Source organism: Promicromonospora sp. NPDC050249 (assembly GCF_040656015.1).
Classification (GTDB): Bacteria; Actinomycetota; Actinomycetes; order Actinomycetales; family Cellulomonadaceae; genus Promicromonospora.
Map to the genome: position 1 here is coordinate 201,783 of NZ_JBFAKY010000007.1, position 19,803 is coordinate 221,585.

Genomic DNA, 19,803 nt, shown 5'->3' on the forward strand with positions numbered 1-19,803 from the left:
CGACGATGACTATCGCTGCTGACTCGATCCTGGTGCTGCTCGACACGACGCCCGACGGCGGACTGGCGAAGTCCTCGGCCGCGCTGCTGGGTGCGGCCTCGACGGTGGGGACGCCGGTCGCGCTCGTCCTCGGCGACGACGCGGCCGCCAAGGCGGCCGCCGAGCTCGGCGCCGCCACGGTGCTGCGCGCCCCTGCGGCCGACAGCCAGGTGGGCGTGGTCGACGCCCTGGTCGCCGCTGCGGCCGTGGCCCGGCCCGACGCCGTCCTGGCGTCCCACTCGGTCGACGGCCGGGAGGCCGCCGCCCGCTTCGCGGTGCGTGCCCGCTCGGGCCTGGTCATGGACGCGATCGAGGTGGCCCGTGACGACCAGGGTGTCATCGCCCGCAGCTCCGCCTACGGCGGGTCCTACACGGTGACCTCGACGGTGACGCACGGCGCACCGGTCATCACGGTCCGTCAGGGCGCGGTCGAAGCGCGCGCCGAGGCGCGGCCGCTGGCCGAGATCACGCTGGAGGTGACCGCGAGCGGTGTTGCCGCCGCCACGGTCGGTTCGGTCGAGGTCGCCGAGAAGACCGCCGGACGCCCCGATCTGCGCGGTGCCGCGAAGGTCGTCTCGGGCGGCTGGGGCCTGGGCTCGAAGGAGGACTTCGCCCTCGTCGAGCAGCTCGCCGACGCGCTCGGCGCCGCGGTCGGTGCGTCGCGCGCCGCGGTCGACGCCGGGTTCGTGCCGTCGTCGGCTCAGGTGGGCCAGACGGGCGTGCAGGTAGCGCCGCAGCTCTACATCGCCCTGGCGATCTCCGGGGCGATCCAGCACCTGGCCGGCATGCAGACCGCCAAGACCATCGTCGCGATCAACAAGGACGAGGACGCCCCGATCTTCGAGATCGCCGACTTCGGGATCGTGGGCGACGTCTTCACCGTCGTGCCGCAGCTCATCGCCGAGATCGAGAAGGCGAAGGCGTAACCACCGTGGCGACGTTCACCCAGGGTCTTCGTCAGGGGCTGCCGCGTCATCCCGGCGGGCCGGGTTGGCCGCCGGCCGGCACGGCGCCGGCGCCGGCTCCAGCAGGAGCCGACGGCGCCGCTGCGCAGGAGGCGGCTGAGCCCGCGGTCGCTGTGGCGGCTGCTGAGCCGTCGCATGCTGCCGAGCCTGCCGCAGTTGCAGAGGCTCCGGCCGATGCAACGGTTGCCGAACCCGCGGTTGTTGCCGCGCCCGCCCCGGCTCCGGCCGACGCCGTCGAGGTCACGGTGCGTCGCGGCTTGCCGCGCGTCGCCGGTGGTGAGCCCTGGCCGCCGGCTGCCGTCGTCCGGGTGGACCGCGCCCCGGCCCCGGTGGTGACGTCGTCCGCCGGCCTACCTGCTGTGCCGGGCGAGGGGGTGGACGCCGGGACCGCGGAATCGCCTGCTGCTGCGGACGTTCCGGCCGCCGCCGTGCCAGCGATCACGGAGACTTCAGCGGCCCCCGGACCGGCCGCCGACACCGTCACGGAGCAGGTGGCGCTGCGTCGCGGCCTGCCGCGGATCGCCGGCGGCGAGCCCTGGCCTCCGGCGGAGACGGCCACGGTCCAGCGACGAGTCGCCGTCGCCCCCGTTGCGGCTACCACGCCGACGGCGGCCGAGCCTTCCCTCGCCGAGGTGGTGGCCGACGGCGGTTCGCCCGCGTCCGAGCCGGCTCAGCTCGCCCCGGCGCCGAGCGCTCCTGCCGCCGAGAGCAAGAGCGAGCCGGTCGTCCCGCCGCCTGCCGCCGTCGAACCCGCCGTGGAGACCCCGGCCGCGTCGGCGAGCGTGAGCGCGTCCGCACGACCGGCCGAGCCCGCACGCCCGACCGTCCCCGCACGTCCCGCCGAGCCCGCGCGGGAGCCACGCAAGATCGGCTCGCGCACGTTGGGCGAGTGGGCGCGGATCCTCGTGTGGGGGCTGCTCGGCGTCGTCGCCGCTGCGGGGATCATCGTGCTGGCCGCGCGCGGCGTGACCACGCTGCCGGGTGTGCCCGCGTTCCTGGAGCGCTACCCCGGGTCCTACGAACTACCCGAGTCCGCCCCGGTCGGCTTCCCCGTCTGGGCGAACTGGATGCACTACCTCAACTTCTTCTTCCTGGTGCTGATCGTCCGTACGGGTCTGCAGGTGCGGTACCAGAAGACCCCGCCCGCCTACTGGACGCCCGCCAAGGGCGGCAAGAAGATCAGCATCAACCTGTGGCTGCACACCGGCATCGACCTGCTGTGGCTGGCCAACGGGGCGGCGTTCGTGGTGCTCCTGTTCGCGACCGGCCACTGGATGCGGATCGTGCCGACCTCGTGGGAGGTCTTCCCGAACGCGGCGTCGGCGATGCTGCAGTACCTCACGCTGAACTGGCCCACCGAGCACGGCTGGGTGAACTACAACAGCCTGCAGCAGCTCATGTACTTCACGGTGGTGTTCATCGCAGCCCCGCTGGCCGCGATCACCGGGCTGCGCATGAGCGAGTGGTGGCCCAAGGACGCGGACCGGCTGAACAGGCTCTATCCGGCGCCGGTGGCTCGGGCGATCCACTTCCCGACGATGCTCTTCTTCGTGCTGTTCGTGATCGTGCACGTCACCCTGGTGTTCGCCACGGGAGCGCTGCGCAACCTGAACCACATGTTCGCGGCCCAAGACACGGTCAGCTGGGTGGGCTTCGCCTGGTTCGCGGGAGGTCTCGTCGTCGCGGTCGCGGCGGTCGTCGCGGCGAGGCCGTTGGTCATCGCGCCGATCGCTTCCCTCGTCGGCAAGGTCAGCAGCCGCTGAGCAGGCGGCGCTGTCGCGGTGGACCGGGGCACCGATGAGTAGGGGCACCGGTGGTCGTCTGAGCTGAGTACGTTCCGCGAACGCGGGCGCGCCTCAAGGGAGACAGCACAGATGAGACCACTCCGATACTCGATCAACGTCACGCTCGACGGTTGCTGCCACCACGAGGCAGGACTCCCTCCGGACGAGGAGTCGATGCGCTACTGGACTACCGAGATGGAGCGAGCCGATGCGCTGCTCTTCGGCCGGGTGACCTACGAGATGATGGAGTCGGCCTGGCGGCGGCCGGCCACAGGCCCGTGGCCCGACTGGATGGGTGAGATGGAGATCCCGTTCGCCGAGGCCATCGATCAGGCGAAGAAGTACGTCGTGTCGAGCACGCTGAGCGGGGTCGACTGGAATGCCGAGCTGGTGCGAGGCGACCTGGGGCCGGCGGTTCAGCGGCTCAAGGAGCAGTCAGGCGATGGCCTGTGGGTGGGTGGCGTGACGCTCCCTCTGGCGCTGGCAGACCTGGGACTGATCGACGAGTACGAGTTCGTCGTGCAGCCGGTTGTCGCCGGACACGGGCCGACGCTCCTCGCCGGTCTGCGCGAGCGCATCCAGCTCGAGCTCGTAGATCGCCATGAGTTCCGGTCGGGGGCGGTCGCCCTGCGATACCGGCCCGCGCGAGCTACGGCTTGACGTGATGTGTTCTAGCGCGTCGGCCGACGCGCCGGCCCACGGCGTGACCTCGTAGTTCCGTCACCCGAACAGCGCCTCGAGCTCGGGAAGCCGGCCGAACACGTCGGGGAGGCCGCGAAGACCGTTGCGCGCGGACTCGTGCGACAGCGCAAGGTCAGGACCGGTGGACGCCTCGGTGCCGGCGAGGCAGCGGAGGATGTTCCACCTCGTGTGCCCGAGCCAGCCGCCGATCATGAAGACGAACCAGCCAGGACCCGACGGCGGCAGCGTCCCGCCCTGTGTGACGTAGCCGTCGAGGACCGAGCGGAAGATGGCGGGCTCGATGCTGTCGAAGCCAGGTCCCTTCGAGACGCTCAGCGCGGTCGAGCCGAGCTCGCTCGACAGGTCGAGCATCCCCGAGAGCTCCCAGTCGAGCAGGACCGGCCGACCGTCTCGAGCGAGCAGGTTCCACGGTTGGACGTCCCGGTGGGTCAGCACGACGGGGCCGGGCCTTTCGCAGGTCTCGACGAAGTGGGCGATCGCGAGGAACGTCTCGGCGTGGGAGGCGAGCTCGTCGGCCCACGGCTGTCCGGTCGCCGCCGCCCGCTCGGCAAGCTCGGGCCAGTCCTGCGGCGTCGGCTCCTCGGCCGACGCGTGGGTCCACCGGACGTCGAGCGCGTGGATGCGCGCAAGGATCTCCCCGATCTCGAACGCGTATGCCGCCGACACCGGTGCTTCGGGGATCTTCTCTCCCTCGACCCACCGGTGGACGAGCGTGTCGTGGCCGACCGAGATCGGCTCGGGCATCGGGATGCCGGCGGCGAAGGCCGCCTGTTCGAACCTGAAGACGTCTTCGGCGTGATAGGTCGAGCGGCGGTCGACGAGGTTGAGCTCCTTCACCGCGAACGATCCCTGGTCGGTGTCGAGCCGGTACATCCGGTTGGCGAACCCGCCGTGGATGCGGGTCATCGGCCCGATGGGCGTCCCGAGATGCGAAAGGTCCACGCCACGCAATCTAGGGCTCGCAGCTCATCGACGCACCGGAATTGCCAGGTCCGCAGGTAGTCCGTCAGAGCCCACCGCTCGACTCGTCATCGATGGTGCAGCGCCTGCCATTCCCGAGGCGAGACCTCGTATGCCGCCCGGAAGCGGGTGGTGAAGTGGGAGGAGCTGGTGAAGCCCCAGCGGCGCGCGACGGCCGTGATGGTCCCGCGTGCGGGGGCGGTCCGGGCGAGCTCGTCTGCCGCACGAGCGAGGCGTTCGCGGATGATCCACTGTTCCAGCCGGAGCTCCGCCCGCGCACAGACCTTGTAGAGGTGTCTGACGGAGACGTGGTGCGCCACGGCGATCGTCTCGGCGTCCAGGGCCGCGTCGCCGAGATGGCGTCGGACGAAGGCCTGGACACGGAGGAGCAGCGTGTCCTCGAGCGCTTCGCGCCCGAGGCGCTCGTCGTCGGTGATGCTGGCGACGAGGGCACGCGCGAGGGACAGGGTGGCGGTGCCGAGCGCGACCGACGCGGGGCCGTCGATGAGGTGGGCGACTCGTCGGGTCTCCGTCAGATGGTTGACGAAGAGGGGCGCCAGCGGGCTCTCGCCGATGTGTACCAGGGTCTTGCGCACGAGGTCGTGCGGGATGCCGAGCGTCGCGATCGCCATCTTGGCCGTGACGGTGCGGGTGTCCTCGATCTGATGGACGTACGGCGCGGTGAGGTCGGTCGACCAGAGCTGCGACGGTCCGACGGGCAGGTCACGCCCCAGGTGGCTGTGGATGCCGGCCCCGCGCAGCCCGTAGGTCAGGATGAAGGACGGCGGCTCGTCGTCGGCCGCTTCGTGTGCACCCCGGCGCAGCGTGTGTGCCGAGCACGCGGCGTCGACCAGGTCGACGGCGCCCAGCTGCCAGGTGCTGATCGTGAGTCGCACCTGGTCGTCCGGGCCCTTGGGGGTGAAGGCGGTGGCTCGCGCCGCACTGGCCATGGACTCCACGACCATGTCGAGCCGTTCCTTGGGCGACACGGTCGCGCTGTCGAGGACTTGCACGGTGCACCTCACGGGGGCCGGCGAAGGTGGCGATGTCTCCTTCCCAGACAATGGCGCGCTCGCAGTCCCTGTGCAAGACGGGGTCCGGGCGATATCCGCGCCGTCGTGCACGCACACGCAACGAGTGTGCAGGTAGCGAGAACACGGGCGCGCCGGTCCGTGCCAGCCTGCTCGAGCGGGGGCGCGACACCGCGGCTGGGCATGAGAGCACCACGAGAGGAACCATGATGAGCACCCCGGACACCATCGTCCTGATCCACGGCTTCTGGGTCACGCCCAGATCGTGGGAACACTGGAAGACCCGCTACGAGGCCAAGGGCTACACGGTTCACACCCCGGGCTACCCGGGCTTCGAGGTCGAGGTCGAAGCCCTGCGAGCCGACCCGACGCCGATCGCCGACCTCACCATCGAGTCGATCGTCGGCCACCTCGAAGCCTTCCTCGACACCCTGGACACCAAGCCGGTCCTCATGGGCCACTCGGCGGGCGGGGCGTTCATGCAGGTCCTCCTGGACCACGGGTACGGCTGCGCCGGGGTTGCGCTCAACTCGGCACCCACCGAGGGGATCCGCATCACGCCCTGGACGCAGCTCCACTCGGTCTTTCCCGCGCTCAAGAACCCACTGAACCACCACCGCGCCGTCGGCCTCACCCCGGATCAGTGGAAGTACGCGTTCACCAACACCTACACGGACGAGGAGTCGCTCGCGTTCTACGAGCGGTACCACATCCCGGCGTCGGGCCGCGTGCTGTTCGACTCCGTGCTGGCCAACTATCAGCCCGGCCACCAGGGCGCCTGGGTCGACTTCGCCAACCCCGACCGGCCACCGCTGCTGTTCCTGTCCGGGTCGAAGGACCACATCATGCCCGAGGCCGTCCAGGCGTCCAACGCGAAGCACTACAAGGGCGCCGGGACGATCACCGAGCACGCGACGTACGACGGGCGACCGCACCTCATGGTTGCCGGCCCGGGCTGGGAGGAGATCGCCGACCGCGCGCTCGACTGGGCGCTGGCCCGTGCGTCCTGGACCGCGACGACCGACCACTGAGCAGGTCGGCAGCGTTCAGCATGCGCTTGCTACGGGAACGACCCGTGACCTCCGTAGCAAGCGCACTCTGACGCCGGTCAGTCGCCGATCTGGACAACGGCCGCCACCTTCCCGCCGGCTGACCGCAGGAACCGCCGCGACGGGCCGGCACATTCCTGGTCATCCGTACGGGCACCGGTCACTATGAGCCCATGCAGACCGTGCGGCGGTTCCTCGTCCTGACCCCTGTGGCGTTCGCCGTCACCACGGTGGCGTACCTGATCTACTTCGCGGCGATCGGCGGAACAGGTTCCTTCGGGTCCGAGGTCGGCAACGCCCTCCGAGTGGCGCTCATGGGGGCGGTCATCGTGCTCGCGGCGGTGCTCGTCGCCGTCGGCCTGCTGCGTCTGCTGCGTGTCAGCAACGCGTGGGCCGCGCTGGGCCTGGCTTTCGGCCTGGTCGTGGTCGTCCTGGGGATCAGCTACGCGAGCATCGAGGAGGACGGGTGGGGGTTGCTCGGCCTGGTGGTGGTCGCCAGCGCGCAGGTTCCCAGCTGGCTGACCTTCGCGGCCGGGCTCCTCGTCGGTGATCTGCGGAACCAGGCAGCGCGGAACGCCGTCAGCCCCTCCGCCTAGCGCGTCAGTCCTTCGCTTCGCGGACGTCCGTTCCCTGCTCGGCGAACGCCTTGAAGTCCAGCATGTGCTGTTGCGACTGCTTGCGGAAGACACCGCGCAGGAAAGGCGCCAGCAGCCGCAGCGAGCCGCTGAACCGGTACTCGTTCTCGCTCACCCAGAGCGTCGTCTCCGGCCCGGTTTCGGTGAACCGCTCGCGCGCGGCGTTCCACATGCCCTTGGCGACGATCTCGCGTTCGAAGTGAACGATGCTGTCTCTCGGGATCCCGTGCAGGTCCGCCGGTTCCCGGCGGGTGATGGTCTCGACGGCCTCCATCTCCTGCTGCCCCGTCCGCATCACGACGCGCGACCTGGTCCCGACCTGCCCGTGCAGCCCGTTCAGGGGCTCGTGCAGCACCACGCCGCGCACCCACTTCGGCACGTGTGCGGAGTCGGCGAGCAGCTGGACGGCTCTCTCCCGCGGTAGGGCGATCTCGATCGAGACGGTGTACTTCATGGCGAATCGCTCCAGTTCTCCGAGCAAGAACAGCGTGCCGGCAGGCCCTCTCGCCGAGACTAGGTCAGCGCTCCGAAAGCCGTCCATGTGCTGGGCAGCTCCTGACCCGCGACGGCGGTCTGGCAGCATGCGGGCATGAAACTCCACGAGCGGATCGACGGCCGGCTGCGCGAGTTCGTCGAGCGGCAGCACATGTTCTTCGTCGCGACGGCGCCGCTGGCCGTGGACGGTCACGTCAACGTCTCGCCGCGCGGCGTACCCGGCACCTTCGCCGTGCTCGACGAGCACACGTTCGCGTGGCTCGACGCCACCGGGAGCGGCAGCGAGACCGTGGCTCACCTCCGCGAGAACGGCCGGATCACCGTGATGTTCTGCGCGTTCGACGGAGCGCCGAACATCGTCCGGTTCCACGGGACCGGCCGCGTGGTGACCCGGTACGACGACGAGTACCCCACCCTCGCTGGTGGGTTCACCGACATCCCCGGTGCCCGTGCGGTCATCGTGGTCGACGTCGAGCGGATCTCCGACAGCTGCGGCTGGGGCGTGCCCCTCATGGCGTACGAGGGCGAGCGGGACCTGATGGGGCCTTACTTCGAGCGCAAGGGGGAGGCCGGGCAGCAGGAGTACCGGCGGCGCAAGAACCTCACGAGCATCGACGGCCTGCCGGCCTACGACGCCGACCCGGCCGTCGAGCCCGAGCCGGCCGCGTGACGCGACGAGGTGGACCCGGCGACCCCCTGGATGCCGTCGGCCAGGGGGTGCGCCGCCGGACCGGTCAGCGGCGACCGGTCGGCACCAGACGGATCAGATGCCGCGGGGCTGGCGGTCCGTCGGGAGGCTGCCACGCATCTCCGAGATCAGCTGCGGCGTCAGGGTCGCCTCGGTGCGGGACACCAGCAGCGCCATCTCGTAGCCGACGAGGCCGATGTCGCACGTGGACTCCGCGACGACGCCCAGCACCGACCCGTTCGAGACGCTCATCAGGAACAGGAATCCCTTGTCCATCTCGATGATCGTCTGCCGGACGTTGCCGCCGTTGAGCTGACGGGAAGCTCCACGCGTCAGGCTCGACATGCCCGAGACGATCGCCGCGAGCTGGTCACCGCTGGTGCGGTCGAGCTGGTCGGACATCGCCATGAGCAGGCCGTCCGCCGACACGACGAGCGTGTGCCGGCTGCCAGGGACGGTGCGCACGAAGTTGTCGAGCAGCCACCCGAAATTCGTTGCTTCGGTACTGAGGGTCACTCTTGTCTCTCCTACTGCGTCTGTCGTGCGCTCTCGCTGCTGGTCGGGCGCTCGATGGTCGGCGCCCGAACCTTGCCACGTTGGTCTTGGAGTTGCGGAGCCTTCGGCGGGCGCCCAGGCAGGGTTTCCAGCAAGTCTGTGACGCCACGGTACCCCTCGCCGCCGACTAGCCGGTACAAGGTCTTGCGATGTTCACCGAGCGCCGCCGGGGCACACGGTAAACCGATCGGTTTCCTTGCGCAAGCATGGATGTCCCGAACCTGGCTGTCGTGCCCGGCGCGGCGAGGCGCCGGGCTACGCCGGTCAGTGCATCCCCGCCGCGTCCAGCAGGGTGCGGACGGTGGGCGTCATGAGCCCTGCCAGATGATCGGCTCCGATCCCCGCACGAGCGCTCCCGCCGTCGAAGACCAGGATGAGCTGCCGCGCCAGCAGGTCGGGGGAGCCGGCCCCGCCCGCGACGGCCTCGGCGCGGAAGAACTCCGCGAGCCCCTCCTTGACCTGACGCGCGACCCTGCTGGCCGGGTGGTCCGGGTTCTTGAGCTCGATCTGGACGGCGAGATATCGGCAGCCACGGAACCCAGGCGCCCCCGCCTGGGCCTCCAGCCGCTCGAAGACGTGCAGGACCCGCTCACGGTGCCCACGGGCGTCGTCGGCCGCGGGCAGGAGCGAGGCCGCGAAGGCGGAAGCGCCCCGTTCGAGGCTTGTCGCCAGCAGCTCGTCCTTGCTGTCGAAGAGCTGGTACATGGAGCGCTTCGACACGCCCGCCGTCCTGCACAGCGCCTCGATACCGACGCCGACGCCCTGCTGGTACGAGAGGACGGCCGCTGTCTCCAGCAGTCGCTCCCGAGGGCCGGGCCTCGCCTCCGTCGTCATGCCGGGAGTCTAGCCAGGCAGGGACGAGCCGAAAACTGATCGGTCTACCGAGTCAGCCCACGCGGATGAAGACGGGGCCGGACTGCCAGATGCTCGTGTACCGGACGTTCTTGCCGGGTACGGGAGCCTCGATCTGCATTCCGTCGCCCGCGTAGATCGCGATGTGCCCCGGCGACCAGATCAGGTCGCCCGGCAGCGCCTCGCTGTACGGGACGGCGGTGCCGGCGTAACGCTGTGCGGCCGACGTGCGCGGCAGGTCGATACCGACCTGGGCGAAGACGTAGGACGTGAACCCGGAGCAGTCGAATCCTGCCGGGGTCGTCCCGCCCCACACATACGGGACACCGATGTAGCGCATCGCGATGGAGACCACCGACGCCCGGCGCTGCGCGGCTTCCTCCGCTGCGATCTCGGCGGCCCGCTCTGCCTGGTACTCCTCGTTCTCGGCGGCCGAGACGACGGTGACTGCCGACTTCTCGACCTTCAGCTCGGCCGTGGGGTTGACCGCGACGACGTTCGCGGCCGCCACGGTCTGGCGCGCCTGGGAGGCAAGAGCGTTGATATCGGTCGTGTTCAGCTTGCCCTTCATCGCCGTACCGGTCAGCGACGTGCTGATCTCGGTGGACGGTGCGGCCTGGGCAGGCGGCGCGATCAGGGACAGCAGGACGCCGGAACCTGCCGCGGCGATCACTGCTCCGCGACCAGTGATCACACCGGCCTGGCCGGTGGCAGCCTGGGCCACGGCGGTCAGGAGGGGGCGGTGTGCGGCGCGGTGACGACCACGACGGAGCTGGGACGTGGCCGTGCTGGACTGGGAATCCATGAAAGCGGGGGCCTTTCAGATGGAAGGAGACCCGTGCGCGGCCCGCGTGAGACCGCGCCGGGGACCGGCAAGCAGGGGACGAAGGCGACATGTCAGGCTCATAGCGAGCCCAAGAGTAACGGAACGGATACGAGGTTGACACCCCCCAACTTTCCCTGCCGTTGTCTCGCTGTTTCGGACGACGTTCGGGACGGCGTCTCCGGCCGCCCGATGTCTCGGCGAGAATGCTCCCCATGAGACTTCTGCTCCTGCGGCACGGACAGACGCCCTCGAACGTGCACGGGCTCCTCGACACCGCACACCCCGGCCCGGGGCTGACGGCGCTCGGCGAGCGTCAGGCCGCCGCGGTGCCCCATGCGCTGCGCGACCGTCAGATCGACGCGATAGCCGTCTCCCCGCTGGTCCGGACGTCGCTCACCGCCGCACCGCTGGCCCGCGCCCGAGAGCTGGAGCCGCTCGTCGTGGACGGCCTCCAGGAGATCGAGGCGGGTGAGCTGGAGATGGCCGGTGCCCACCAGGCGCACCAGCGCTACCTCGGCACCGCCTTCGCGTGGGCGCGCGGCGACGTCGGCCGCGCCATGCCGGGTGGTGCCGACGGCGCGGCGTTCCTTGGCCGCTACGACGCGGCGGTCGCGCAGGTCGCCGCGCGAGGGGGAGACAGCGCGGTACTGGTGTCGCACGGTGCGGCGATCCGGGTGTGGGTGTCGGCGCGGGTGGCCGGCGTGGACGTCGACCACGCCGAGCGGACGGCGCTGGCCAACACCGGTCTGGTGGAGATCGATGGCGACCCCGTCGGTGGCTGGCGGCTGATCAGCTGGGATGCTGACCCCGTCGGGGGCCGCGCGCTCGACGCGCCGGCGGCCGACGACCCGACCGGGGAACCGGTCGAGGACTGAGCCGGAAGGCACCGGAAATCAGCTGGGTCGCCGACAGCGGCGCTGGCAGGCTGGCGGGATGGACGTCACGGGGGACGAGACACGGGCCGACACTCGGAGATCGTCATGGCGTGCCTGGCGGCAGGGTTCGAGATAGAGCACCTCGCCGAGCACCCCGACCCGTTCTGGCGCGCGTCAGCGGTCGGCGATGAACGCGGTGACGAAGAGGTTGGACGCGATGAGTCCCGCCATGGTCCGCTGTACCGACTCGCCGACGGCGGCAGCGCCCCAGGCGCCGCGCTGGAGCTCCCGGCCGCGCGTGTAGACGGCGCCGGACCAGGGGATGTCCTTGTACAGGGACGGCAGACCGCCGCTCGCGGCGAGCAGGGCTGCCAGGGCGGCCGTGCGCGGGTCCGGGTCCTCGCCGTCCACCAGGGCTGAGCGGACCGGGGCGAGCAGGTCGGCCCGGTGGGACGTGCCGCCGTCGACGAGGGCGGTGGTGTTGAACAGCCCGAGCGTCTTGCGGTCCTCCCGGCCGATGTGTCCGCGCTCGACGACCCGGTCGAGCACCCGCGCGCGCAGTCGCGGACCGATCTCGAGGATCAGGGAATGGACGTCCGTCGACTTCCGCACCACCCGTTCCCATACGTCGCGCAGGATCGGGTCGGCCGGCGCCTCCCCGGCGACGGCGTGCACCTGACGGCCCTTGAACGTCGTCCGCTCGTCGATGTCTATGTGTCCCTGGAACGCCAGCTCCACGAGTACCGCGCCCGCGAGCGTGTGGAAGAGGTTGCTGCCCTCGCCGGCGATGGTGCCCGATCGCGGGTCGAACAGCAGGAGCAGGATGTCCTCGGCGAGCGCGGGTGCCGCAGGGATCTCCGTGGTCGTCGGTTCATTCATGGTCTGTCCGTTCGTCGTCGGCGTCGGGCCGCTCGTCGGTCTTGCCGTGGATGATCTGGTTGGCGCGGGAGAGCACGTCGAGCTGGGCAGGGTTGTAGAGCTCCCGCAGCGACTCCACCATGGTGTGCTCGAGCGTCGCCGGGTCCTTCGAGGCACGAGTGGCCGGGTCGTTGAGCCACGGGTAGTCGGCCTGCTTCTGCTTGATGACGGGGGCGAAGTACTCCGCCAGCCGGGCGCGCGTGGCCGTGTCGGCGTCCGGCGGGAGGTTGTCGAACTCCTCGTCGGCCTCCGTGCGCGGGTGCTCCTCCACGAGCCGCCGGATGTCGTCCATCGCCGACTCGTCGTAGATCTGCGAGTAGATCATGACCAGCGACCTGTCCGTCTCCGAGAGCGTCCTCGCCACGGAGCTGAAGCCCGGCGGCAGGTCGATGGGTGCGCGGTGCCGCATGATCAGGGCGAGCTCCGCCCGCGCTCGCTGCAGCCGCTCGATGGTCGCCTCGAGCTCGGCGTCGAGCACCCGGAAGGCCTCGACGGGGTTCTCGTCCGCGCGCCCCATCGACTCGATCTGCGCGAGGGGCACGCCGAGCTCTCGGAGCCGGCGGATCTGCAGGAGCCGCACCAGGTGCGGCACGCCGTACTGCTTGTAGCCGTTCGACCTGCGCTCGGGCTGCTCGAGCAGGCCGGCCTCGTGGTAGTGCCGCACGGTGTTGACCGTCGTGCCCGCGAGGTCCGCGATCTGCCGGGTGCTCCACGCCACGCTCGGCTCCTTCTGTCAGTCGGCCCACCGGTCGGACGTCGGCGCGGTGGCACCGACAGATCTCAGTGGAAACCATGTTCCTGGCACAGGGTCAAGTGCGCGCCCGTACTCAGGGAACCAGCGCCGAAACCACCGCGCTGTCGACGCCCAGCTCCGGCGGCAGGTCGCCGTCGTGCCGGACGACGAGGGACGTGACCGCCCGGGTGAGGCAGACGTAGAGCCGCCGCAGGCCGGTGGCGTGGTTCGGCTCGGCTGCCACGATCGCGGCCGGGTCGTGCAGCACCACGTGGTCGAACTCGAGGCCCTTCGCCAGCGAGGCGGGCACCAGGTCCAGGTGCGCGTCGAACTCGGAGGAGTCGTCGGGGCCGACGGCGGTCTCGTCCTGGGCCGGTGGTTCGTCGTCCTGCTCGCCGACGACGGCGAAGGCTATGCCCGCGGCGGCGAGCACCGTGCGGAGGTGCGACACGGCGTCGTCCGGCACGATGAGGCCTACCGAGCCCTCGAGGCCGGCGATGCCGGTGAGGACGTCGTCGAGCGGTGCGTCCGTGATCGTGAGGCGACCGCGGGCGCGCCGGACCGCCGTCGGCGGTTCGAGGCCGGGTGCGATGCTCGGCAGGAGCCGGGCGGCGAGCTCGATCACGTCGCCGGGCACGCGGAATCCCGCGGTCAGCTGCTCGACGTGCCCGTCGGGCTTCGCGAGGTGGCCGAGGACGTCCGACCAGTCGCGCGACGCCCAGGGCGTGGTGGTCTGGGCGAGGTCGCCGAGCACGGTGAGCGAGCCCGTCGCGGCGCGGCGCCCGAGGGCGCGCAGCATCATCGCCGACAGGTCCTGCGCCTCGTCGACGACGATGTGCGCCACCGACTCCGTCCGGTCCAGCAGGTCGACGATCTCGTCGAGGAGGACGAGGTCAGCGGTCGTCCAGCGCGCGGAGCCGGGCGTGCGGGGTGGGGGCGCCCATGTCAGGAGGTGCTGTTCCGCCTCGGAGAGGATGCCCTCAGCGCAGTCGGCGAGGAACCCGGGGTCGGAGAACAGCCGGAAAAGCAGCCGGCGCGGCTCGACCGCCGGCCAGACCGCCGCCGCGTAGTCCCGGACGGGCTTGGTGCGGGCCAGCACGTCCCACGCCTTGTCGTCGAGCGCGTCTCCGGTCTCCTCGATCTGGACGAGGACCCGGTGGGCGAGAGCGTGGCGGAGCTGGGCTGCGCCGAGGGCGTACCGCACGTCCCTGGCCCTGACCTGCTCGATCGCCTCACGCGCCTCGTACGCGGGGACGCGCCAGCGGAACGAGCCGCGCGGCAGGACCAACGTGTCCTGCGGGGTGCCCACATGCGACCAGACGGCGTTCCGCAGCACCTCGGCCATCCGGCCGTCGCCCTTGAGCGTCGCGACGTCGGCGGCCTCGGTGGCGCGGACCGGCGCGTGCGTGCCGACGATCTCCTCGATGGTCGCCTGGGTGGCGTGGATCTCGCCGAGCGCGGGCAGCACGTCGCGGATATACCGCAGGAAGCTCTTGTTCGGCCCGACGACGAGCACACCGCGGCGTGTGAGCTGGTCGCGGTGCGCGTACAAGAGGTAGGCCGCACGGTGCAGGCCGACCGCCGTCTTTCCCGTGCCGGGCGCCCCCTGCACGACGAGCGTGCGCTCGAGAGGCATGCGGACTATGACGTCCTGCTCGGGCTGGATGGTCGCGACGATGTCGCGCATCGGGCCGGTGCGCGGGCGTTCGATCTCGGCCTCGAGGATGTCCGAGTGCGCAGTGGTGGCACCGTCGGCGCCCAGCTCGGGCCGGGCCAGCGACTCGTCCTCGAGGGCGGTGAGGCGGCCGCGCGCGAACCCGTACCGGCGTCGGGCGGTGATGCCCATCGGCTCCTTGGGCGTGGCCCGGTAGAACGGGGTGCTCACCGGCGCGCGCCAGTCCACCACCATCGGCTCGCCGTCCGGGTCCGAGACGTGGCGGCGGCCGATGTGGAAGGTCTCGGTGCCGGCCTCGACGGCGGACTCCTCGAAGGCGCTCTCCTCGACGGTGATCCGGCCGAAGAAGAGCGGGATCTCGGGGTCGTCGGTGAGCTGTTCCATCCGCCGGGCGAGCGTCGCCTCGAGCACGTCCGCGCTCACCCGGTCCCCGGCGTAGCGGCCGTCCAGCGCGGCCACCCGATCGCGCATCCGGCCGAGCTGGGTCCGTGCCTCGGCGAGAAATTCTCGTTCCCTGGCGAGCTCGGGCGCGTCGGCAGGCATGGGTGACCCTCCAGGAGTCGGCGTGGGATGTTCGCGGGAGCGAACGCGAGAGTCTAGTGCCGGGGACGCGATCGAGGCGGCATCTTTTTGGTGATGCGCGGCCGACGCGCGATACATATGTCCTCGGAGTCCGTTTCCACTGTCGCGCCAACGGGCCCCACGGTACGGTCGGGGAACCGCCCGGCCAATCGAGGAGCCCCAGTGTCGTCCGACGAGCTGCCCCAGGAGTTCCAGATCGACGTGCCAGACGAGATGGAGACCGGCGTACCGGCCGACTTCGCCTCGGTATGGCACACGCCGACGTCGTTCATCCTGGACTTCATCGCCGTGAAGCAGCCACCGAGCCCGGTCTCCGACCCCGAGTCGGGAGAAGTCACCTCGATAACGGTGCCGGGCCGTGTGGTCTCGCGGGTGCGCATTCCTCCGCAGCAGGTGTTCGAGCTCGCCAAGGCGCTCACTATGCAGCTCGACGCATGGGAGAAGGAAAGCGCACCGACCGTTCGCAATCCAGGGATGGCAGAGGGGCCGGATGGCCCCAATCGATCATCCGAGAAATGAATCTTGTGAATCTTTTTCTTGGACGATTGTCCAACTGGGCGTCCATATGTCCGGTCTGACCGGGGGGAATGTTCCAGTTTGGCCGGAGAAAAGGTGGGTTATACCAGTCCTGAGGGGGAAATGTAAGCCTCCGAGGCTGTTCCACTTGCGATCTTCACGGATGTAGGCTGCCCGTGATCGCGACGAAGGCGTTGCAATCTCCCAGAGTTGCCCGGGGGGTCGGGCGACCCGTTCCGGCGGCCATGTCGGGGAGCAATGAACAGGGGCGATGCAAGTGAGCAACTCGGAATTCGATAACAGGGGGCGCACGGGCGGGATCATGTTCGAAGAACAGTCCCGCACGAGTGTCGTGAGTATGTGGGGAGAGATCGATGTCTCCCTGCGTGGAGAGTCCAGTGCTGCGATAGCCAATGCCCTGGAGAGGGCGAAGTCGGTAGTGATCGACACCTCGAGGGTGACGTTCATGGACTCGACAGGCGTCGCATTTCTCATGCAGATGTACACCTACGGAACGCAGGACGGGCTGACCGTCACCCTTCCGGACCCGCCACCGGTGGTCCGGAGCGTCATCGAGATGCTCGGGGTCGACGTGCTGTTCGCCCAGCCGGCTCAGCCCGCGGTGGCGCGGGAGGCCTGACCCGGCTCAGCGCCCCGCGGCCAGCGCCGCGGCGCCTACGATGCCCGCGGCGTTCCGCAGCTGTGCGGGAACGATCGGCGCACGCAGGTGCAGGTGCGGCAGGTACTTCTCGTGATGCTTGCTCACTCCGCCGCCCACGACGATGAGGTCGGGCGACAGCAGGTCCTCGACGACGCCGAAGTAGCGCTGCAGACGCTCGGTCCACTGGTCCCAGGACAGGTCCTCCCGCTCACGCGCGGAGTCCGCCGCGCGGGACTCTGCGTCGTGCCCGTCGATCTCGAGGTGCCCCAGCTCGGTGTTCGGCACCAGGACGCCGTCGACCACCAGCGCCGAACCGATCCCCGTGCCCAGGGTCACCACCAGCACCACGCCCTCGGTGTTGCGCGCCGCTCCGTACCGGACCTCGCCGATGCCCGCCGCGTCGGCGTCGTTCACCGCGGTGACGCTCCGGCCGGTCGCGCGCTGCACGAGAGCCGGCAGGTCCACGCCGGTCCAGGACTGGTCGAGGTTCGCCATGAACCGCACCACACCGTGCTGCATGGGCGCGGGGAACGCGACACCGATCGGCACGTCGTCAGCCAGGTGGTAGCTGTCGACGAGCTGGGCGAGCACGTCCGCCACGGCCTGCGGGGTGGACGGTTGGGGGGTCGGGATGCGGGTCCGCTTGTCCGCGTACTCGCCGGCCACGAGGTCGACGGGCGCACCCTTGATCCCCGAACCTCCGATGTCGATGCCGAACGCCAGGTCAGTCATGTCAGGATCGTCTCATGAGCACCGGGGAGCAGTACTGGTACAACACCGAGACGGGTGAGGTCGAGGAGGGGCACCGTTCCTCCTGGACCCACCTGATGGGCCCGTACGGCACGCGCGCCGAGGCGCAGCGTGCCCTGGAGAGCGCGCGGTCGCGCAACGAGTCCTGGGAGAAGGACGACGAGGAGTGGCGCAGCAAGTGACCGGGAGCGGCCGCCGGGTCACTTCTCGAACGAGTGCTCCGCGTCCGGGAACGAGGAGTCCTTGACCTCGGAGACGTAGTCCTCCGCGGCCTGCTGCAGGGCTGAGCCGAGCTCGGCGTAGCGCCGCGCGAAGCGCGGCGACCAGCTGGTCATGCCCGCCATGTCCGTCCACACCAGGACCTGGCCGTCGCAGTGCGGTCCCGCGCCGATGCCGATGGTCGGGATACGCACGATCTCGGTGATGCGCGCGGCGACGCCCGACGGCACCATCTCCAGGACGACGGCGACGGCGCCGGCCTCCTCGATGGCCTGCGCGTCGGCTGCCAGCGCCTCCACGGCGTCGTCGCCGCGGCCCTGGACGCGCGGCCCGCCGAGCAGGTTCTCCGACTGCGGCGTGTACCCGAGGTGCGCGACGACGGGGATGCCTGCGTCGGTCAGCGCGCGGATCTGCGCCGCCGAGCGGATGCCGCCCTCGAGCTTGACCGCGTCGGCGCCCGTCTCCTTGAAGACCCGCACCGCCGTCTCCAGCGCCTGCTGGGGTCCGGCCTCGTACGAGCCGAACGGCAGGTCGATCACCACGAAGGCACGCTTCGCGGCCCGGGCCACGGCCCGCGCGGCCGGGATCATGTCGTCGACGGTCACCGGGATGGTGGTGGCGTGGCCGTGCATGACGTTCCCGATGGAGTCACCCACGAGCAGGATGTCCATGCCCGCGGCGTCGAAGATGGCGGCGGTCACCGCGTCGTACGCGGTGAGCATCGCGAGCTTCTCGCCCCGGGCCTTCGCCTCCGCCAGGTGGTGCACACGGACCCTCTTGGGACCCTGAGTGGGTGAGGTGTGGGCGGACATGGTCCTCCTGTGGTTCGGGCGGCCTCGGTGCCGCAGGAAAGCCTAAGGCCGGTCGTCCATGCCCGGTACACGCGCCTGTAACAGGTTTAGTGCAAGATGGGCCCATGGACAGGCAGCAGGAGTTCGTGCTCCGCACGGTCGAGGAGCGCGACATCCGCTTCATCCGGCTCTGGTTCACCGATGTTCTGGGTGTGCTGAAGTCGGTCGCCGTGGCGCCCGCGGAGCTGGAGTCGGCGTTCACCGAGGGCATCGGCTTCGACGGGAGCGCCATCGAGGGACTCACCCGCGTCTTCGAGGCGGACATGGTCGCCAAGCCGGACCCGACCACCTTCCAGGTGCTTCCCTGGCGGGGTGAGCGGCACGGCACGGGCCGCATGTTCTGCGACATCCTGACGCCGGACGGGGAACCGTCGCTGGCGGACTCCCGCAATGTGCTCAAGCGCACACTCGCCAAGGCGAGCGACCGCGGGTTCACGTTCTACACGCACCCCGAGGTGGAGTTCTACCTCTTCAACCAGATGACCAAGGGCGACTCGACGCTCGAGCCGGTCGACCAGGGCGGGTACTTCGACCACCTGGCGCGCGGGTCGACGCACGACTTCCGCCGTGCGGCCATCACGATGCTCGAGTCCATGGGCATCTCGGTCGAGTTCTCGCACCACGAGGCGGGCCCGGGTCAGAACGAGATCGACCTGCGCTACGCCGACGCGCTGACCACCGCCGACAACCTCATGACGTTCCGCACGGTCGTCAAGGAGGTGGCGCTGGAGCAGGGCGTGTTCGCGTCGTTCATGCCCAAGCCGCTGGCCGACCAGCCGGGCTCCGGCATGCACACCCACGTGTCGCTGTTCGAGGACGACCGCAACGCCTTCCACGAGCCGGGCGCCCAGTTCGAGCTGTCCAAGACGGCGCGCCAGTTCATCGCAGGCCTCATGGTGCACGCGGGCGAGATCACCGCGGTCACCAACCAGTACGTCAACAGCTACAAGCGGCTCTGGGGCGGGCAGGAGGCCCCGAGCTACGTGAGCTGGGGCCACAACAACCGGTCCGCGCTGGTCCGGGTGCCGATGTACAAGCCGGGCAAGGGCAACTCGGCACGCATCGAGTACCGCGCGCTCGACTCGGCCGCGAACCCCTACCTGGCCTTCGCCGTGCTCCTGGCCGCCGGCCTCAAGGGCATCGAGGAGGGCTACGACCTCCTCGACCACACGGAGGACGACGTCTGGGAGCTCACGGCCGCCGAGCGGCGCGCCCTGGGCATCGCGCCGCTGCCGCGCGACCTCGACGAGGCGATCCAGTTCATGGAGAAGTCCGAGCTCGTCGCGGAGACCCTCGGCGAGCACGTCTTCGACTACTTCCTGCGCAACAAGCGCGAGGAGTGGGAGGCGTACAGCGCCCAGGTCACGCCGTTCGAGCTGAAGCGCTTCCTCCAGCTCTGACCTTCGCGCCGAAGTAGAGCGCGTGTCCGGACATGCGCTCTA

At 70.2% G+C, this 19,803-nt stretch carries 22 protein-coding genes; 11 read left to right on the forward strand and 11 right to left on the reverse strand.

Translation table 11 applies throughout. The annotated features are described in order from the left end of the window. Positions 1 to 5 precede the first annotated feature (5 nt). The 3 genes from AB0I32_RS08035 to AB0I32_RS08045 all read left to right on the forward strand — a co-directional run bounded on the left by AB0I32_RS08035 (position 6) and on the right by AB0I32_RS08045 (position 3,448). Positions 6 to 965 carry an electron transfer flavoprotein subunit alpha/FixB family protein gene (locus tag AB0I32_RS08035; RefSeq protein ID WP_357504633.1) on the forward strand — a complete coding sequence of 320 codons (960 nt, stop codon included), beginning with the start codon at positions 6 to 8 and terminating at the stop codon, positions 963 to 965. A gap of 5 nt (positions 966 to 970) precedes the next feature. Beyond that, complete coding sequence (locus tag AB0I32_RS08040; protein WP_357504635.1) at positions 971 to 2,767, forward strand: cytochrome b/b6 domain-containing protein; 1,797 nt, start codon at positions 971 to 973, stop codon at positions 2,765 to 2,767. A gap of 111 nt (positions 2,768 to 2,878) precedes the next feature. Continuing rightward, positions 2,879 to 3,448, forward strand: coding sequence for a dihydrofolate reductase family protein (locus tag AB0I32_RS08045; RefSeq protein ID WP_357504637.1), 570 nt, complete (start codon positions 2,879 to 2,881; stop codon positions 3,446 to 3,448). 60 nt (positions 3,449 to 3,508) lie between these two features. Here the strand turns inward: AB0I32_RS08045 and AB0I32_RS08050 are convergent, their stop codons facing one another. Together AB0I32_RS08050 and AB0I32_RS08055 are read right to left on the reverse strand one after the other, a co-directional pair. Then, entirely contained in the window at positions 3,509 to 4,432 is a 924-nt protein-coding gene (locus AB0I32_RS08050; protein WP_357504639.1) for a phosphotransferase, read from the reverse strand. A gap of 86 nt (positions 4,433 to 4,518) precedes the next feature. Further along, the gene (locus tag AB0I32_RS08055) at positions 4,519 to 5,463 is read right to left on the reverse strand and encodes a helix-turn-helix domain-containing protein (RefSeq protein ID WP_357504641.1); all 945 of its coding nucleotides are present in this window, start codon (positions 5,461 to 5,463) and stop codon (positions 4,519 to 4,521) included. A gap of 227 nt (positions 5,464 to 5,690) precedes the next feature. Between AB0I32_RS08055 and AB0I32_RS08060 the strand changes: the two genes are divergently transcribed. Beyond that, positions 5,691 to 6,512, forward strand: a complete 822-nt coding sequence (locus AB0I32_RS08060; RefSeq protein ID WP_357504643.1) for an alpha/beta hydrolase — start codon at positions 5,691 to 5,693, stop codon at positions 6,510 to 6,512. Positions 6,513 to 6,703: 191 nt separating this feature from the next. Next, positions 6,704 to 7,126 carry a hypothetical protein gene (locus AB0I32_RS08065; RefSeq protein ID WP_357504645.1) on the forward strand — a complete coding sequence of 141 codons (423 nt, stop codon included), beginning with the start codon at positions 6,704 to 6,706 and terminating at the stop codon, positions 7,124 to 7,126. Positions 7,127 to 7,130: 4 nt separating this feature from the next. Here the strand turns inward: AB0I32_RS08065 and AB0I32_RS08070 are convergent, their stop codons facing one another. After that, positions 7,131 to 7,619, reverse strand: coding sequence for an SRPBCC family protein (locus AB0I32_RS08070; protein WP_357504647.1), 489 nt, complete (start codon positions 7,617 to 7,619; stop codon positions 7,131 to 7,133). 135 nt (positions 7,620 to 7,754) lie between these two features. Between AB0I32_RS08070 and AB0I32_RS08075 the strand changes: the two genes are divergently transcribed. Next, complete coding sequence (locus tag AB0I32_RS08075) at positions 7,755 to 8,330, forward strand: pyridoxamine 5'-phosphate oxidase family protein (RefSeq protein ID WP_357504650.1); 576 nt, start codon at positions 7,755 to 7,757, stop codon at positions 8,328 to 8,330. Positions 8,331 to 8,423: 93 nt separating this feature from the next. On the opposite strand, the gene AB0I32_RS08080 is transcribed toward AB0I32_RS08075, so the two are convergent. The 3 genes from AB0I32_RS08080 to AB0I32_RS08090 all read right to left on the reverse strand — a co-directional run bounded on the left by AB0I32_RS08080 (position 8,424) and on the right by AB0I32_RS08090 (position 10,560). Then, the gene (locus AB0I32_RS08080; protein WP_116676091.1) at positions 8,424 to 8,864 is read right to left on the reverse strand and encodes a roadblock/LC7 domain-containing protein; all 441 of its coding nucleotides are present in this window, start codon (positions 8,862 to 8,864) and stop codon (positions 8,424 to 8,426) included. Positions 8,865 to 9,167: 303 nt separating this feature from the next. Then, positions 9,168 to 9,737 carry a TetR/AcrR family transcriptional regulator gene (locus AB0I32_RS08085; protein WP_357504652.1) on the reverse strand — a complete coding sequence of 190 codons (570 nt, stop codon included), beginning with the start codon at positions 9,735 to 9,737 and terminating at the stop codon, positions 9,168 to 9,170. Between the two features lie 52 nt (positions 9,738 to 9,789). Continuing rightward, complete coding sequence (locus AB0I32_RS08090; protein WP_357504654.1) at positions 9,790 to 10,560, reverse strand: NlpC/P60 family protein; 771 nt, start codon at positions 10,558 to 10,560, stop codon at positions 9,790 to 9,792. A 233-nt stretch (positions 10,561 to 10,793) separates the two neighbouring features. Between AB0I32_RS08090 and AB0I32_RS08095 the strand changes: the two genes are divergently transcribed. Further along, positions 10,794 to 11,456, forward strand: coding sequence for a histidine phosphatase family protein (locus AB0I32_RS08095; protein WP_357504656.1), 663 nt, complete (start codon positions 10,794 to 10,796; stop codon positions 11,454 to 11,456). Between the two features lie 174 nt (positions 11,457 to 11,630). Here the strand turns inward: AB0I32_RS08095 and AB0I32_RS08100 are convergent, their stop codons facing one another. The 3 genes from AB0I32_RS08100 to AB0I32_RS08110 form a co-directional block, all read right to left on the reverse strand. Next, positions 11,631 to 12,335 (reverse strand): GPP34 family phosphoprotein, encoded by a 705-nt coding sequence (locus AB0I32_RS08100; protein WP_357504658.1) that lies wholly within the window; start codon positions 12,333 to 12,335, stop codon positions 11,631 to 11,633. Then, a complete protein-coding gene (locus AB0I32_RS08105) occupies positions 12,328 to 13,092 on the reverse strand; it encodes a MerR family transcriptional regulator (protein WP_357504660.1) in 765 nt (254 codons plus the stop codon). Before AB0I32_RS08105 ends, AB0I32_RS08100 begins: the two co-directional genes overlap by 8 nt. A gap of 109 nt (positions 13,093 to 13,201) precedes the next feature. Beyond that, positions 13,202 to 15,325: an AAA family ATPase gene (locus AB0I32_RS08110; protein ID WP_357504662.1), complete on the reverse strand. Its 2,124-nt coding sequence runs from the start codon at positions 15,323 to 15,325 to the stop codon at positions 13,202 to 13,204. Positions 15,326 to 15,526: 201 nt separating this feature from the next. Between AB0I32_RS08110 and AB0I32_RS08115 the strand changes: the two genes are divergently transcribed. After that, on the forward strand, positions 15,527 to 15,883 hold the full coding sequence (locus AB0I32_RS08115; protein WP_357455328.1) for a DUF3467 domain-containing protein: 357 nt from the start codon (positions 15,527 to 15,529) through the stop codon (positions 15,881 to 15,883). A 319-nt stretch (positions 15,884 to 16,202) separates the two neighbouring features. Continuing rightward, positions 16,203 to 16,520, forward strand: a complete 318-nt coding sequence (locus AB0I32_RS08120; RefSeq protein WP_357504692.1) for an STAS domain-containing protein — start codon at positions 16,203 to 16,205, stop codon at positions 16,518 to 16,520. Positions 16,521 to 16,526: 6 nt separating this feature from the next. Here the strand turns inward: AB0I32_RS08120 and ppgK are convergent, their stop codons facing one another. Next, on the reverse strand, positions 16,527 to 17,273 hold the full coding sequence (ppgK, locus tag AB0I32_RS08125; protein ID WP_357504664.1) for a polyphosphate--glucose phosphotransferase: 747 nt from the start codon (positions 17,271 to 17,273) through the stop codon (positions 16,527 to 16,529). A 14-nt stretch (positions 17,274 to 17,287) separates the two neighbouring features. Here ppgK and AB0I32_RS08130 point away from each other — a divergent pair, with 14 nt between their 5' ends. After that, entirely contained in the window at positions 17,288 to 17,473 is a 186-nt protein-coding gene (locus AB0I32_RS08130) for an SPOR domain-containing protein (protein ID WP_357504666.1), read from the forward strand. A gap of 18 nt (positions 17,474 to 17,491) precedes the next feature. Here AB0I32_RS08130 and panB read toward each other — a convergent pair whose 3' ends face one another. After that, a complete protein-coding gene (panB, locus tag AB0I32_RS08135; protein ID WP_357504668.1) occupies positions 17,492 to 18,322 on the reverse strand; it encodes a 3-methyl-2-oxobutanoate hydroxymethyltransferase in 831 nt (276 codons plus the stop codon). 104 nt (positions 18,323 to 18,426) lie between these two features. Between panB and glnA the strand changes: the two genes are divergently transcribed. Further along, positions 18,427 to 19,761, forward strand: coding sequence for a type I glutamate--ammonia ligase (gene glnA, locus AB0I32_RS08140; protein ID WP_357504670.1), 1,335 nt, complete (start codon positions 18,427 to 18,429; stop codon positions 19,759 to 19,761). Positions 19,762 to 19,803 lie beyond the last annotated feature (42 nt).